A 14,269-nucleotide genomic window follows, 5' to 3' on the forward strand; every position below is an offset into this window, starting at 1 on the left:
GGGCGCAGGAGGGGGTGGCATGGCGCGAGACGGTCTTGCGGCGGCTTGGTCGGAAACCTCCGCCCGGGCGGGCGGGGTGCCGCGCCGGCTCCTCGCCCTCCCGCTCCTGGCCGCCGCCCTGCCACGCCCCGCCCGCGCGCAGGAGGCCCCGCCCGTGCTGGAGACCGCCGGGCGCCGCCTCGTGCTGAACGGCACGGGCGTCAGGCGCTTCCTCGGCTTCGAGGTGCTGCGGGGCTGGCTCTACCTGGAGGGGCGCAGCAGCGATGCCGAGGCGATCCTCGCCTCCCCCGGGGTGAAGCTCCTCCGTATCCGCTACAGCGTGGACGTCCCGCGCAGCCGGCTGGTGAGCGGCTGGGAGGACGGCTTCCGGGATGGCTGCGGCTGCGAGATGCCGGCTGATTTCCGCGCCCGGCTGCGCGACCTTCCGGCCGGTCAGGTGGAGGACTGGCTCTTCCTGCCAGACCGGGCCGAGATCGCCTATGCCGGGGAGCCCCCGGTGCGCGTCGGCGCGCATCAGGGGCGGATGATGCTGGCGAGCTTCATCGGGCCGGACGCCTCCAGCGCCGGGCTGCGCCGGGGCCTGCTGGGGCAGGGCTAGGGCCAGGACTCAGGGGCGGAGCCAGGCCTCGGCGTTCAGCACGCGGCCGCGGCGCACCAGCCCGGCGGCGGAGAGGCGGCGGCGCACCTCCTCGCAGGCCTCGGCGCCGATGAAGTCGGGGTGGAGTTCCAGCAGCACGAAGCGGGCGCGGGCGAGGCGGGCCTCCTCCGCCGCGATGAAATCGGCCTCGCCGCCCTCGATGTCCATGATGTAGGCGTCGAAGCGCAGCCCGCGCTCCGCCTCGATGGCGCCGGGGTCGAGCACGGGGACGCTCACCGCCTCGCCGCGCGGGCGGTGGCCGCTGCCGGCGACGATGTTGCCGCCGGGCCAGAACCGGCCATCCCCGCCCGCCATGCCGTGCACCACCGCGAAGCGCGCCCCGTTGCGGTCCCGGTTGGCGGTGAGAACCGGGATGAGCGCGGGGTTCGCCTCCACCACCACGTGCCCGGCCGGGTTCCGCAGCCGCCGGTTGGCGAGGCAGGAGACGACGCCCAGGCACCCGCCGAGGTCCAGCAGGGTGGAATCCGGGGGGAGGTGGCGCAGCAGCAGCCGCTCCGGCATCTCGTAGAGGCCGAGCAGGAAGCGCCCGCGGAAGCCCTGCCGCGTGAGTTCCCGCGGCACGATGAAGCGCATCCCGCGCAGCCGGTACTCGCCCCCGAGACGGTCGAAGAGCCAGCCGCTCGCCTGTTCCAGCCGGGGAAAGCGGGAGAGGGAGATCATCCCTCGAACATCGCCCGCACCGCCGCAGGATCCACCTCGCCCATGCCGGGCGGCTGCCAGCGCGGGGCGTTGTCCTTGTCGATCAGCACGGCGCGCACGCCCTCGGCGAAGTCGGGATGGCGGGTGACGGCGCGGGTGAGGCGCAGCTCCATCTCCAGGCAGGCGGGCAGGTCCATCCCCGCGCCGCGCCGCAGCAGTTCGAGCGTGACGGCGAGCGAGGTGGGGGACATCCGGTGCAGCAGCTCCGCCTGGGACCGCGCCCAGTCCGTGCCCTCGGCGGCCAGCATCGCCATGATGGAGGCCATGTCGTCGGGGGCGAAGCAGCGCTCGATAGCCGCGCGCTCCGCCTCGATCCGGCCGGGGGGGACGGCGGCGGCGTGGCGCTCTACCGCGCCGGCATCGCCCGCCAGCAGGGCCTCGCGCAGGGCGGGAAGCCGCTCCCGCGGGACGTGGTGCGTGGCCATCCCGGCCTCCACCGCCTCCGCCCCCGCGAGCCGCGCGCCGGTGAGCGCCAGCCACTTGCCCATGGCCCCGCGCGCGCCGGGCAGGCGCGGCAGGACATGGGAGGTGCCGACATCGGGGAAGAGGGCGATCGCCGTCTCCGGCATGGCCATCAGGGAGGCCTCGCTCACCACGCGGTGGCTGCCATGGACGGAGACGCCGATGCCGCCCCCCATGCAGACGCCGTCGATGAGGCTGATCCAGGGCTTGGGGAACTCGGCGATCAGCCGGTTCAGCCCGTACTCCCCGGCGAAGAAGCGCTCGATCACCGCGGCGTCGCCGGCGAGGGCGGCGGCGCGGATGGCGCGCACGTCCCCCCCCGCGCAGAAGGCGCGCCCGCCCGCGCCCTCCAGCACCACGAGGTCCACCGCGGGGTCGTCGCGGAAGCGGGCGGCGGTCTCGGCCAGGGCATCGATCATGCCCTGGTCCAGCGCGTTCAGGGCGCGCGGGCGGTTCAGCAGGATCGTGCCCGCCCGCCCCTCGATGCGCGCCACCACGCTCGGCTCCGCCTGCTCCATGGCCGTTCCGTCCTCTCTCTTCCTCCCCGGGCTAATCCGCGCCGGGGCGGCGGGCAAGCCGGAAGCCGAGAAGAGGGGAGACATGGCGGGTAAGTCTACATTAAGAGATTGCAATCACAATCGCGACAGAATCGGAGGCGCGTCGTGACCGTCATCCTGCAGCGGATCGCGCGTTCCGGGATGGTTCGCCTCCGTTCGCGCCCGCTCTGGATGCTCTGGGCCGGCGGCGTGATCCTCTGCCTGGGGGTGCTCGCCGGCTCCTCCTGGTTCGCGCTGCACGAGCGGCAGGAGGCGATCTCCGAGCGGGGCCTGCACCTCCGGAACATCTCCGCGATGGTCGCCGACAGCACGGCGCGCAACTTCCAGTCGCTCGACCACGCGATGGAGCGGCTGGCGATGCGGATGCGGGAGGGCAAGGTCCGCGTGGAGGGCGGCGCCGGCGCGCTGCCCCCCTGGATGGATGCCGTGCTGCGCGACCTCGCGGCCTCGCTCCCCCCGTCCCAGGCGATCATGCTGGTGGATCAGGAGGGCTGGATCACGGGCCATTCCCGGGGCCTTCCGGCCACGCCGATCAACCTCTCCGACCGTCCCTACTTCGCGGCCGCGCGCGACTATCGCGCGCCGGACGTGTTCCTGACGGATGTGGTGACCAGCCGGCGCTACGGCGTGCCCACGATCTATCTCGTGCGCCGGCTGCTGGGGGAGGACGGCCGGTTCGCCGGCCTCGTGCTGGGCGCCATCGAGATCCGCCAGGCCGAGGACCTGTTCGGCAGCGCGAGGCTCGGCCACGGCCAGGCGCTCGGCCTCTGGCGCCGGGACGGCGTGCTGATCGCCCATCTCCCGCTCCGCCCGGGCGCGTTGGGGCGCGTGGAGGAGGCGGGCACCGTCGAGCGGCTCGCCGCCGCGGATGGCGGCACGGTCATCCTGCCCGGCAGGGAGGGCGAGGTGCAGGCGGCGCCGGTGAGCCTGCCCGAATACGGCCTGATCCTCAGCGCGAGCGAAGCCCTGGATGAGGTGCTGGACGACTGGGCCCTGGAGGCGGTCTGGATCGCGGCCGGCGCCACCCTGACCTGCGCCACGACGCTGCTCGTCGTCCTTCTCGTCTCCCGCCGCCTGCGCGACCAGGAGAGGCTGGAGAAGGCCATGGCGGCGCTCCGGGTGGACGAGGAGCGGCAGCGGGCCGAGCGCGAGCTCGCCGCCCAGCACGCGCGCTTCGTCGCCGCGCTGGGCAATATGAGCCAGGGCCTCCTGATGTTCGACGCGGAGGGGCGGCTCTCCCTGGCGAACGCCGCGATGCACCGCCTCTTCGCCCTCTCCACGAACCGGCTGGAGCGCGGCATGACCCCGGCCGAGATCATCGGGGCGATGGTGCGGGAGGGCAACCTGCACGGCGAGTCCGCCCATTTCCTGCACGCGGCCTACATGGCGCGGGTCGCCCAGGGGCTGGCCACCCGCTACAGCCGCCGCCTGTCCGACGGGCGCTTCCTCTCCATCGGCTTCACGCCCTTCGAGGGCGGCTGGCTGACGGAGATCGAGGACGTCACCGAGCGGCAGCGGGCGGACGAGCGCATCGCGCATATGGCAAGCCATGACAGCCTGACCGGTCTGCCCAACCGGCTGGCGCTGCGGATGCGCATGGAGGAGGCGCTCTCCCGCGCCGGGCAGGGAGGGCCCTTCGCGGTGCTCTGCCTCGACCTCGACCACTTCAAGGACGTCAACGACACGATGGGCCACCTGGCCGGGGACAGGCTCCTCTGCCTCGTGGCGGAGCGGCTGCGCGGCCTCGCCCGGGAGGAGGACATGATCGCCCGGCTCGGGGGGGACGAGTTCGCCATCCTCGCGCAGCCCTCGGGGAGCGCCCTCCTCCTTCGGGAGATGGCCGAGCGGGTGGTCGAGGCGCTGAGCGAGCCCTTCCTGATCGAGGGGCAGCCCGTCCTGATCGGCACCAGCCTCGGCATCGCCCAGGCTCCCGCGGACGGGACGGATGCCGAGACCCTGATGAAGAAGGCCGACCTCGCGCTCTATCGCGCCAAGGGCGACGGCCGCGGCCGCGCCCGCCTCTTCGAGCCCGCGATGGAGCAGCAGCTCGTGGAGCGGCGCCGGCTGGAGAGCGAGCTGCGCGAGGCGCTGCTGCGCGGCCAGCTGGAGCTGTTCTACCAGCCCCTGGTGCAGGTCGCGACGCGGCGCATCATCGGCTTCGAGGCGTTGATGCGCTGGCGCCACCCCGGGCGCGGGATGGTGCCCCCGGGCGAGTTCATCCCGGCGGCCGAGGAGAACGGCCTGATCGTGCAGATGGGCGAATGGGCGCTGCTCCAGGCCTGCCGCGAGGCGGCGCGCTGGCCCGACGGGCTGCGGGTGGGGGTGAACCTCTCCCCCGTCCAGTTCCGCAGCAAGCGGCTGGAGGCGGCGGTGGAGGCGGCGCTCGCGGCTTCCGGGCTGGAGCCGGGCCGGCTGGAGCTGGAGATCACCGAGAGTTCCGTCATGCACGATCCCGAGGCCACCCTCGCCCTGATCGGGCGGTTCCGGGCGATGGGCGTGCGCGTCGCGATGGACGACTTCGGCACGGGGCACTCCTCCCTCGCCTATCTCCGCCACTTCCCCTTCGACAAGGTGAAGCTCGACATGGCCTTCATCCGCGAGATCGAGCAGCCCGCCAACCTGGCCATCGTCCGGGCGGTGACGGGCATCGCCGAGAGCATGGCGATCGGCACCACGGCCGAGGGGGTGGAAACCGAGGCCCAGTTCGCCACCATCGCGCGGGAGGGCTGCGCCGAGGCGCAGGGCTACCTCTTCGGCGCTCCCTGCCCGGCGGAGGCGATCCCCGCTCTCCTGGCCGGGGTGAACGGCATCGAGGCCGGGATGGCGACCACCGCCGCCTGAGGCGGCGCCGGGGGCGGTTGACACCTCTGCCCCGCCCCGCGATGCCTGCCGCTCGGCGGAGGACGCGATGGCGCAGCGACTGGTGAGCTTCGGCACCGATGGCACGGTCTTCAACCGCGGCACCCCCCGGCACCCGGCGAAACTGCCCGTGCCGGCCACCCCCGCCGCCCTGCCGCTCCTCGTGATGGAGGGGATCCGCAAGGAGGGCCGCCGCGGGGAGGGGCAGGCCCTCGCCTGGCTCGACCTCCAGGTCATGCGGGGGGAGATGGTGACGCTGCTCGGCCCCGCCGGGGCGGGGAAGAGCGTCGCCCTCGATCTCGTCGCCGGCTTTCTCGAACCCGATGGCGGGCGCCTGCTCATCAAGGGGGAGAAGCAGGCGGGCGTCCCGACCTGGCGCCGCGACATCGGCCTCGTCTCCGGCACCCCCGACCTCTTCCCGGAGATGACCGTCCTCGCCAACGCCGCCTTCGCCCTGGAGGCCCGGGGCGTGGCGCGGGCCGAGCGGGAGGAACGGGCGGGCGCGATGCTGGAGCGCCTGGGCGTGCCGCCCAGCTTGAGCGCGGAGAGGCCGGCGGGGCTGCCGCTCCCCATCGCGATGCGGGTCGCCCTTGCCCGCGCCCTCGTCCACGAGCCCGCGCTGCTGCTGCTGGACGACCCCCTCGGCGCGCTGGCGGGGGAGGAGCGCGAGGCCCTGGCCGCGGACCTCGCCCGCCTCCACCGCGCGCTCGGCCTCACCGTGCTGCACGCCACGCGCGACGCCGCCCTGGCTCTTGCCCTCTCGGACCGGGTGGCGGTGCTGGAGGGCGGCACCCTGCGCCAGGCCGGCACGCCGCGGGACCTCTACGAGCGCCCCGCCGATCCCCTGGTCGCGGCGCTGACCGGCCCCTGCAACCGCCTGGGCGGGCGGGTCGTCTCGATGGAGGACGGGCTCTGCCGGGTGCGCCTGGATTGCGGCCCGACGGTGGAGGGCCTGCCCGTGACGGGACCGGAGGGCTCGCCGAGGCCCGGCGGGCGCTGCCTCCTCGTGATCCGCCCGGAGGCGGTGGCCGTCGCCCCGCTCTCGGCCGAGGAGATGGGGGAGGACGCCCTTCCCGCGCGGCTGGTGGAGAACCGCTTCGCGGGCGGGCACCTCCGGTTGCGGCTGGAGGTCGGGGAGGGGGGCGAGCTGCTCGCCCATCGCCCCCCCGACCTCGCCCTGCCCGCCGTGGGGGAGGACGCTGCCCTTGCCTGGGCCCTCGCGGCCGCGCGGGTCTATCCCGCCTGAACAACGACCCCCGCGGAGGGGGGACTCGCCGCCGCGCCGCTTCCGCCGCATCATGCCGCGCCGCGCCGCACCATCACCGACCGGAAAGGCAGAGATCCGCGATGCCCGGGCAGGAGACCCTTCCGGCCGGCCGCCTCACGCGCCGGGCTCTCGCCGCCGCCGCGCTGGCCGGCCCCGCCGCCCTGGCGGGCGGGCGGGCGCGGGCCCAGGCGCGCGACCTCACCGTGGTCTCCTGGGGCGGGGCCTACCAGGACGCCCAGCGCGAGGCGATGTTCCGCCCGTTCCAGCGCGTCACCGGCCAGCGCCTGCTGGAGGAGACCTGGGATGGGGGGATGGAGGCGCTGCGCGACCGCTCCCGCACCGCGCGCTGGGACCTCGTCCAACTGGAGGGCGACGAGCTGCTGATCGCCTGCGAGGAGGGGCTGCTGGAGCGCATCCATCCCGGCGAGGTCGGCGGCGCCGGCCGCTACATCCCGGGGACGCTAAGCGATTGCGGTGTCGGCGCCATCCTCTACGGCTTCGTGCTCGCCTATCGCCGCGGCGGCGTGGCGCCGGAGGGCTGGGCGGATTTCTTCGACACCACCCGCTTCCCCGGCCCCCGCGCGATGCGGCGCGGCGCGAAGACGACGCTGGAGATCGCCCTTCTCTCAGACGGCGTCGCGCCCGAGGGCGTCTATCCCGCCCTGCGGACGGCGACGGGGGTGGACCGCGCCTTCCGCCGGCTGGAGACCATCCGCCCCGCCCTGCGCTGGTGGGAGCAGGGCAGCGAGCCGCCGCGTTTGCTCGGGGCCGGGGAGGTCTCGATGGCCGTCTCCTATAACGGCCGGATCGACGCGGCGAACCGGGAGGATTCGGCCGATCTCGGCATTGTCTGGGCCGGCCAGCTCCTGACCCAGGACAGCTGGGCCATCCTGCGCGACAGCCCGAACCGGGAGAGGGCGATCGGCTTCCTGCGCTTCATCGGCAACCCCGCCGTCCAGGCCGGGCTGCCGCCGCGCATCCCCTACGGCGTCACCGCCCTCGGCGCTCAGGACGGGCTGCCGGACGAGGTGGCCGCCAACCTCCCCACCGCCCCGGAGAACATGCGCGGCGCGCTCCGGATCGACGACGCCTTCTGGCACGAGAACCTGGCGCGGCTGGAGCGCCGCTTCGCGGCCTGGGCGGCGCGGTGAGGCCCGGCCCCTTCCGCGCGGCGCTGCTCGTCGCGCCGCTCGTGCTGATGGTGCTGGCCGGATCGGTCGCGCCGCTGGGCGCCCTGCTCTGGCGCGCCGTGGCCGAGACGGAGGTGGCGCCCGCCCTGCCGCGCACCCTGCGCGCGCTGCGCCTCTGGGACGGGCGGGGCCTGCCCGACGACGCCGCCTTCGAGGCGCTCGCCGCCGACCTCGCCGCCCTGCAGGCTGCCGGGCCGGAAGGCGCGGCGGCGCTGGAGCGCGCGGCGGACCGGCTCGGCGCCGATGTCCCCTCCCTCCGCGAGGCGCTGCCCGGCACGGCCGCGCGCGCCCCGGCCACCATCACGAGCCGCGCCACCTCGGTCCTCGTCGCCGATCCCGTATGGGGCGAGGCGGAGAGCTGGGCTGCGCTGCGGCGGGCCGCGCCCCCGGTCTCGGGCTTCCACCTCCTCTCCGCCTTCGGCTTGCGGCAGGGGACGGAGGGCGGGCTGGAGGATACGGAGGGCGGCCCGCATGACCGCGCCCGCCTTGCGCGCGGCATCGGCGGGGCGGCGCTGGCCGTGCTCGCGGGGCTTCCGCTCGCCTGGGCCCTGGCCCGGCTGATCGCGGAGGCCTCCTCCCGCCGCGCCGCCCTGCTCGCCGGCCTCGCCCTGCTGTCCTTGCTGGCCGGGGAGACGGGCCGGGCGGCGGGCGTGTCGCTCCTGCTGGGGCAGGGATTGGCGGCGGCCCTCGCGGCGCTGCTGCTCGGCGCCGTGCCGCTGATCGCCCTGCCCGTCGCGCTGAGCCTGCGCCGGGCCGGGCCGCGCCTGCCCCGCGCGGCGGCCGCGCTCGGCGCCCGGCCGGGGCGGGTCCTGCTGCGCGTCGGGCTGCCCCTGGCGCGGCGCGGCCTCGCCCTCGGCTGCGCCCTGGCCTTCGCGCAGGCGCTGGGGTCGGAGCTGCTGCCCGCCGCTCCCGGTGCCGCCAACGCCCTCGGCGCCGCCGCGGGGGTGGGGCAGTGGGGGGAGGCGGGGGCGACCGCCTTCTGGCTCCTGCTGCCCTCGGTGCTGGCCGCGCTCCTTCTCCTGCGCTGGGGAAGGCGGGCATGAGGCGGCTTCCCGGCATGGCGGTGCTGCTGGCGCTCCTGGTCCCGGTGGCCGCGCTCCCTCTCCTGGAGATGGCGGGCGGGGGAAGCATCGGCGGGCTGCCGGCCGCGGCGGCCGCGAGCCTCCTGGCCACCGTGCTCGGCACCGCGGCCGGGACCGGGCTGCGGGCCGGCTTTCCCGGCCGCGGCATGGCCGCGGTGATCACCCTCCTGCCCTGGCTCCTGCCGCCGGCGATCTCGGCGGCTGCGCTGGCGCTCCTGGCCGGGGAGGAGGGGATCGCCCCCGTCGCGGGCGTCATCGTCGCGGAGGCGCTGCTCGGGGCGCCGGTCGTCGCGCTGGTCGTGTGGCTCGCGCTCGGGCGGGCCGATCCCGCACTGGCCCGCGCCGCCGCGGCCTGCGGGGCCCCGCCGGGGCTGGCCGCGCGCCGGTTCCTCCGTCCGGTGCTGCTGCGGGCCGCGGGTTGCGGCGCGGCGCTGGCCTTCGCGCTCTCGGCCGGGTCCGGCATGGCCGGCGCGGGGTCACTCATGGCGGCCGCCGCGGCCCTGGCCCTCGCCGTCCTGTTCCGGCCAGCGGCACGGGGGTGAGATCCCGCCCCCTGAGCAATCGTCGGGGGCAACCGTCGGGGCCGAACCTCCTTACACCGAGCGGGCGCCGCCATTCCGCCGCGCCGAGGAGAAGAGCGCCGTGACACCCTCCAGCCGCCGCGCCGTCCTGGCCGGCCTTCCCGCCCTGGCCGCCATCGCCCTCTCGCGGCCCGCTTGGGCGCAGGCGCCGGCGGCGGCGCCGTCCGGGCCGCACAGCCTGCCCCCACTGCCCTACGCGCCCTCGGCCAACGAGCCGCATATCGACGCGCAGACGATGGAGATCCATCACGGCCGCCACCACCAGGCCTATGTCACGGCGCTGAACAACGCGCTGAAGGACCACGGCCAGCTCGCCGCCCTGCCGCTGCACGAGCTGCTGGCGAAGCTGGACGAGGTGCCGGAAAGCATCCGCACCACCGTCCGCAACAATGCGGGCGGGCACGCGAACCACAGCATGTTCTGGCCGGTCATGGGCGGGCGTGGCGGCATGCCCTCGGGCGAGCTGGCGGAGGCGGTCAACCGCGACCTCGGCGGCTTCGACCGGATGAAGACCGAGTTCAACGCCGCCGGCGCCGGGCGCTTCGGCAGCGGCTGGGTCTTCGTGACCGTGGCGCGGGACGGCAAGCTCGCCCTCACCACGCGCCCGAACCAGGACACCCCGCTGATGGACGGGCAGCGCGTGCTCTTCGGCAACGACGTGTGGGAGCACGCCTACTACCTGAAGTACCAGAACCGCCGGCCCGAATACCTGAACGCCTGGTGGAACGTGGTGAACTGGGACCGGGTGGCCGAGCGCTACGCCGCGGCGAAGGCGGGCACGCTGGGGGTCTAATCTCTCAGCCGATGGCGCTGGACTGGACGCGGCGCACCCCCGCCGCCTCCATCTCCGCCCAGGCCCTGGCTAGGCTGCCCCCGAGGTCGATGGCGCGGCAGGCATCCTCGATCACCGTCGCCTCGAAGCCGAGGCGGCGGGCGTCGAGCGCCGTCCAGGCAACGCAGAAATCGGTGGCGAGCCCGGCGATGAACACGTGCCGGATGCCTCGGCTGTTCAGGTAGCCGTCCAGCCCCGTCCTCGTGCTGCGGTCGGCTTCCAGGAAGGCGGAGTAGGAATCCACGGCCCGGTTGTAGCCCTTGCGGATCACCAACTGGGCATGGGGCACCGAGAGGTCCCGGTGCAGCGCGGCGCCCTCCGTGCCCATGACGCAGTGATCGGGCCAGAGCACCTGCGGGCCATAGGGCATGGAGACGGTCTCGAAAGGCTTCATCCCCGGGTGCTGCGAGGCGAAGGAGAGATGGTCCGCCGTGTGCCAGTCCTGGGTGAGGACGACATTGGCGAAGCGCGGGGCGAGGCGGTTGATCACGGGCACCACCGCCGCCCCGTCCGCCACGGCGAGCGAGCCGCCGGGGATGAAGTCGTTCTGAACGTCCACCGCGATCAGGGCGGTCTCATTCCCGGGCGTCATGGCCTGGCCCTCTCCTGTCATGAAGGGCAGCGCGGCGAGGGCGGTCAGGAGGGGGCGGCGCGTCGTGGGCATGGCGGGTCCTTCCTCGGCTGTGCGGCGGGAGCGATCACGCCGCAAGCAAGGAACGCGCCCGCTACAGCCCCTCGGGCTTGCCCGCCACCGTCACCGCCAGCGCGTCCGGCTGCAGCACCCGCGCCGCCACCTCCGCCAGCTTCTCGCGCGAGAGCGCCGCGAGGCGGGCGGGACGGTTGGCGAGCCAGTCCAGCGGCCGGTTGTTCCGGCGCAGGGCCAGCAGGATGTTCGCCACCTGCCGCGTGGAGGTGAAGGAGAGGGGCTGGCTGCCCGTGAGATAGGCGACCGCCTCCTCCCGCTCGGCCTCGGTCGGGCCGGAAGCGGCCATGCGCGCCCATTCCCCGCGCAGCACGGAAAGGGTCTCGGCCATGCGCGCGTTCTCGGTGGCAACGGAGCCGACGATCACGCTGCGCCCGGCCACCGGCTCCGGCCCCGCGCCGATGCCGTAGGCGAGGCCGCGCTCCACCCGCACCGCCTGCATCAGCCGAGAGGAGAAGCCGCCGCCCGCCAGCACGCGCAGCACCACGCCGGCCGCCTCCCAGTCCGGGTCGTCCACGGCGAGGCCGGGCTGGCCGAAGACCGCGGCCGATTGCGGGCTGTCCATCGTCAGCACCTGCACGCCGCGGGCGGAGAAGGGGGGCGGGGCGGGGACGCCCTCGGGCGCCTCGGCCGGCCAGTCGCCGAAGAGGGCGGCCAGCACGTCGCGGAGCTGGCCCGCGGTGATGGCGCCGGAGGCGGCGACGAGCAGGCCGCCGCGCCGGAACTGGCGGGCGGGCACCGACTTCAGCAGATCGCCCGGCAGGGTGGCGAGGCTCTCCGCCGTGCCACCGGGGGCGCGGCCAAGGGGGCCGGGCAGGGCGGCGGACCAGAAAGCGCGCCCGGCTTGGCCGCGCGGGTTCTCCAGCGCCTGCCGCGCGCCGGCGATGGCGCGGGCCCGCACGCGCTCGATGTCACCCGCCTCCATGCGCGGCGCGGAGAGGGCGAAGCGGGCGAGGCGCGTGGCCTCGGGCAGCGCGTCGGTCAGGCAGCGGAAGCTGCCGGAGAACTCGTCCCGGTCCGCGGAGAAGTTGAAGGAGATGGCGGTGTCGCGCAGCAGCTCCTGGAAGGCGTTGGAGTCGAGATCGCCCGCGCCCTCGGTCAGCAGCGCGGCGGCCAGGGCGCAGGCGCCCTCCCGCCCCTCCGGGTCCAGCGCGGCGCCGCCGGGGATGGAGAAGGCGAGGGAGATGACGGGGACCGCGTGGTCCTCGGCGAGCCAGGCGGTGACGCCGCCCGCCTCCACCACCTGCACGGGGAGGGTGAAGCCGCTTGGAATCGTCCCGCTCATGGCGCGCGCAGGCCCTCGGGCAGCAGCCATCCCGTCGTGGAGGGGTGGGTGAAGACGGCGCGGGCGGCGGCCATCACGGCCTCCGGCGTCACGGCGCGGATGCGGGCGGGCCAGTGCTCCACGGCGTCGAGCGGCAGGCCGATGGCCAGCGCGCCGCCGAGCAGGCGCGGCGCGGCGCCGATGCCGTCGAGCGAGAGGAGGGCGCCGGCGGTGAGCTGGCGCTGGCTGCGCGCCACCTCCTCGGCCGTCACGCCCTGGTCGAGCAGGCGGGCGATCTCCTCCTCGGCCGCCGACTCCACCCGCGCGGGCGTCGTGTCGCCGCGGGGGGTGGCGTAGAGGGAGAAGGAGTCGGCGCCCAGCGCGTCGCTGTCGTAGCTCGCGGCGGCGTTGTTCGCGAGGCCGGTCTGCACCAGCGCCCGGTGCAGGCGCGAGCCGGGACCGCCGCCGAGGAGATGCGCCAGCACCTCCAGCGGGTGGGCGTGCTCCGTGGCCAGCCCCTCCCGGCCCCAGGTGAGGGTGGGGGCGATCCAGGCGCGGACCATCTGCGCCTCCCGCACCCCGGCATCGTTGCGGACGAGGCGGCCCTCCAGGGGGGCGGCAGGCGGCTCGGCGCGGCGGCGGATGATCGCCTCCCCACCCTCGGCGCCGCCATACTCGCTCTCCACCACGCGGCGCAGCGCCTCCTCCTCCACCGCGCCGGCGACGACGAGCACGGCATTGGCCGGCGCGTACCAGCGGCGGTGGAAGTCGAGCATGTCGTCGCGAGTGATGGCGCGGATGTCCTCCGGCCAGCCGATGATCGGGCGGCCGCGCCAGTGCTGGCGGCCCCACATGGCGGCGTCGAAGGCCTCGCGGAAGCGGGCGCGGGGGTTGCTGTCGGTGCGCTGGCGGCGCTCCTCCAGGATCACGGCGCGCTCGGGCTCCACTCCCTCGGCGGGGTAGAGGGGCGCGCGGAGGCGGTCGGCCTCCATCATCGCCACCAGCCCGAGACGGGTGGCCTCGACCGTCTGGTGGTAGGCGGTCACGTCGCGGGAGGTGAAGGCGTTGTCCTGCCCGCCCTCCCGCGCCACGCGGCGGGAGAACTCGCCGTCGGCCACGTGCTCGCTGCCCTTGAACATCATGTGCTCGAGGAAGTGGGCGAGGCCGGACTTGCCGGCCGGGTCATCCCCGGCGCCGACGCCGTAGAAAAGATAATGCGCCACGACGGGCGCGCCGCGGGTGCGGACATGCGCGACGCGCAGCCCGTTCGGCATGCGCCAGAGAGTCGCGCCGAAGAGCGGGCGATCCGCGGGAATGGGTGGCGGGGCGGCGACGGCGGGCGGAGCCTGCACGGCCGGGGGGGTGGAGGCGGCCGCGCGCGTGGCGACGGCGGCCTGGGCCGCGGCGGCGGTGGCGAGGGCCGCGCGGCGGGTCAGGGACGGCATTCCGGGCATGTGGGGGTGCTGGGACGGCTCTGGAATGGCCGGACGGGTCTCTTTCTGCGGCATCCCGTCCGGGTCCCCATCCTAGAACAGCCCGTCCAGCAGGCCGCGCTGGCGGCGCTGGATGATCGGGGTCTCGCCATCCTCGGGCGAGCGGCCGAGGGCCGAGTTCTCGCGCAGGCGCTGCGCCTCCCGCTGGGGGTCGAGCACGGTGCCCGGGCGCGGCGGGTCCTGCCAGAACATCAGCCGCTCCACCACGTTCTGGCGGGGGCGGTCCAGGCGAAGGCTCTCCTCGTCCACCTGGCGGCGGATATTGCCCGTCGAACTGGCGCCGGAGGCGCGGCCCGCCTGGGCGAGCAGCGCGGCCTCGGCCCCGGTGGGGCGGCTGCGGCGGCCCTCCCCGAGGGCGGCGGCCGGGGCGAGCGTGCTCTCCCCGCTCTCGCGCGCCGTCAGCTCCTGCGGGCGCTGGGCGCCGGGGCGGGGCGTGGGCAGGTCGCCGATGCTGGGCGGGATGGAGAGGGGCGCGCGGGTGACGACCTGGAACTCGTCGGGCGCGTCGCGCGTGAGGCCGAGGGCGCGCGTCGTGTCGCTGCCGCAACCGGCCAGCAGGAGCAGGGGCAACAGGAGAAGGGGACGAGGGGTCATGGCAGCCGCCTTCTAGCAGGGCCCGGGG

13 protein-coding genes are annotated in these 14,269 nt (G+C 75.4%); 7 read left to right on the forward strand and 6 right to left on the reverse strand.

What is annotated here, in order from left to right; genetic code table 11:
- Nucleotides 1-19: 19 nt before the first annotated feature.
- Nucleotides 20-598, forward strand: a complete 579-nt coding sequence (locus FHS87_RS00800; RefSeq protein WP_184512825.1) for a chalcone isomerase family protein — start codon at nucleotides 20-22, stop codon at nucleotides 596-598.
- Between the two features lie 9 nt (nucleotides 599-607).
- Here FHS87_RS00800 and FHS87_RS00805 read toward each other — a convergent pair whose 3' ends face one another.
- A complete protein-coding gene (locus FHS87_RS00805; protein ID WP_184512827.1) occupies nucleotides 608-1,318 on the reverse strand; it encodes a class I SAM-dependent methyltransferase in 711 nt (236 codons plus the stop codon).
- Complete coding sequence (locus tag FHS87_RS00810; RefSeq protein WP_184512829.1) at nucleotides 1,315-2,337, reverse strand: enoyl-CoA hydratase/isomerase family protein; 1,023 nt, start codon at nucleotides 2,335-2,337, stop codon at nucleotides 1,315-1,317. The genes FHS87_RS00805 and FHS87_RS00810 overlap by 4 nt, the downstream gene beginning before the upstream one ends.
- A gap of 144 nt (nucleotides 2,338-2,481) precedes the next feature.
- On the opposite strand from FHS87_RS00810, the gene FHS87_RS24405 reads away from it, so the two are divergent.
- From FHS87_RS24405 to FHS87_RS00840, 6 genes are all read left to right on the forward strand, one after another.
- A complete protein-coding gene (locus FHS87_RS24405) occupies nucleotides 2,482-5,217 on the forward strand; it encodes a bifunctional diguanylate cyclase/phosphodiesterase (protein WP_184512831.1) in 2,736 nt (911 codons plus the stop codon).
- A gap of 67 nt (nucleotides 5,218-5,284) precedes the next feature.
- Nucleotides 5,285-6,481: an ABC transporter ATP-binding protein gene (locus tag FHS87_RS00820; RefSeq protein ID WP_246417711.1), complete on the forward strand. Its 1,197-nt coding sequence runs from the start codon at nucleotides 5,285-5,287 to the stop codon at nucleotides 6,479-6,481.
- A 101-nt stretch (nucleotides 6,482-6,582) separates the two neighbouring features.
- Entirely contained in the window at nucleotides 6,583-7,653 is a 1,071-nt protein-coding gene (locus FHS87_RS00825; protein WP_184512833.1) for an extracellular solute-binding protein, read from the forward strand.
- Nucleotides 7,650-8,735, forward strand: a complete 1,086-nt coding sequence (locus FHS87_RS00830) for an ABC transporter permease subunit (protein WP_184512835.1) — start codon at nucleotides 7,650-7,652, stop codon at nucleotides 8,733-8,735. Before FHS87_RS00825 ends, FHS87_RS00830 begins: the two co-directional genes overlap by 4 nt.
- Nucleotides 8,732-9,316, forward strand: a complete 585-nt coding sequence (locus FHS87_RS00835; RefSeq protein WP_184512838.1) for a hypothetical protein — start codon at nucleotides 8,732-8,734, stop codon at nucleotides 9,314-9,316. The genes FHS87_RS00830 and FHS87_RS00835 overlap by 4 nt, the downstream gene beginning before the upstream one ends.
- Before the next feature lie 100 nt (nucleotides 9,317-9,416).
- Entirely contained in the window at nucleotides 9,417-10,148 is a 732-nt protein-coding gene (locus FHS87_RS00840) for a superoxide dismutase (RefSeq protein ID WP_184512840.1), read from the forward strand.
- A gap of 4 nt (nucleotides 10,149-10,152) precedes the next feature.
- Here FHS87_RS00840 and pncA read toward each other — a convergent pair whose 3' ends face one another.
- The 4 genes from pncA to FHS87_RS00860 all read right to left on the reverse strand — a co-directional run bounded on the left by pncA (nucleotide 10,153) and on the right by FHS87_RS00860 (nucleotide 14,241).
- Nucleotides 10,153-10,851, reverse strand: a complete 699-nt coding sequence (gene pncA, locus FHS87_RS00845; protein WP_184512842.1) for a bifunctional nicotinamidase/pyrazinamidase — start codon at nucleotides 10,849-10,851, stop codon at nucleotides 10,153-10,155.
- A gap of 61 nt (nucleotides 10,852-10,912) precedes the next feature.
- Nucleotides 10,913-12,175, reverse strand: a complete 1,263-nt coding sequence (locus FHS87_RS00850) for a M16 family metallopeptidase (protein ID WP_184512844.1) — start codon at nucleotides 12,173-12,175, stop codon at nucleotides 10,913-10,915.
- On the reverse strand, nucleotides 12,172-13,608 hold the full coding sequence (locus FHS87_RS00855; protein ID WP_246417712.1) for a M16 family metallopeptidase: 1,437 nt from the start codon (nucleotides 13,606-13,608) through the stop codon (nucleotides 12,172-12,174). The genes FHS87_RS00850 and FHS87_RS00855 overlap by 4 nt, the downstream gene beginning before the upstream one ends.
- Before the next feature lie 72 nt (nucleotides 13,609-13,680).
- A complete protein-coding gene (locus FHS87_RS00860; RefSeq protein WP_184512846.1) occupies nucleotides 13,681-14,241 on the reverse strand; it encodes a DUF3035 domain-containing protein in 561 nt (186 codons plus the stop codon).
- Nucleotides 14,242-14,269: the final 28 nt, after the last annotated feature.

The organism is Muricoccus pecuniae (assembly GCF_014199205.1).
GTDB lineage: Bacteria > Pseudomonadota > Alphaproteobacteria > Acetobacterales > Acetobacteraceae > Roseomonas > Roseomonas pecuniae.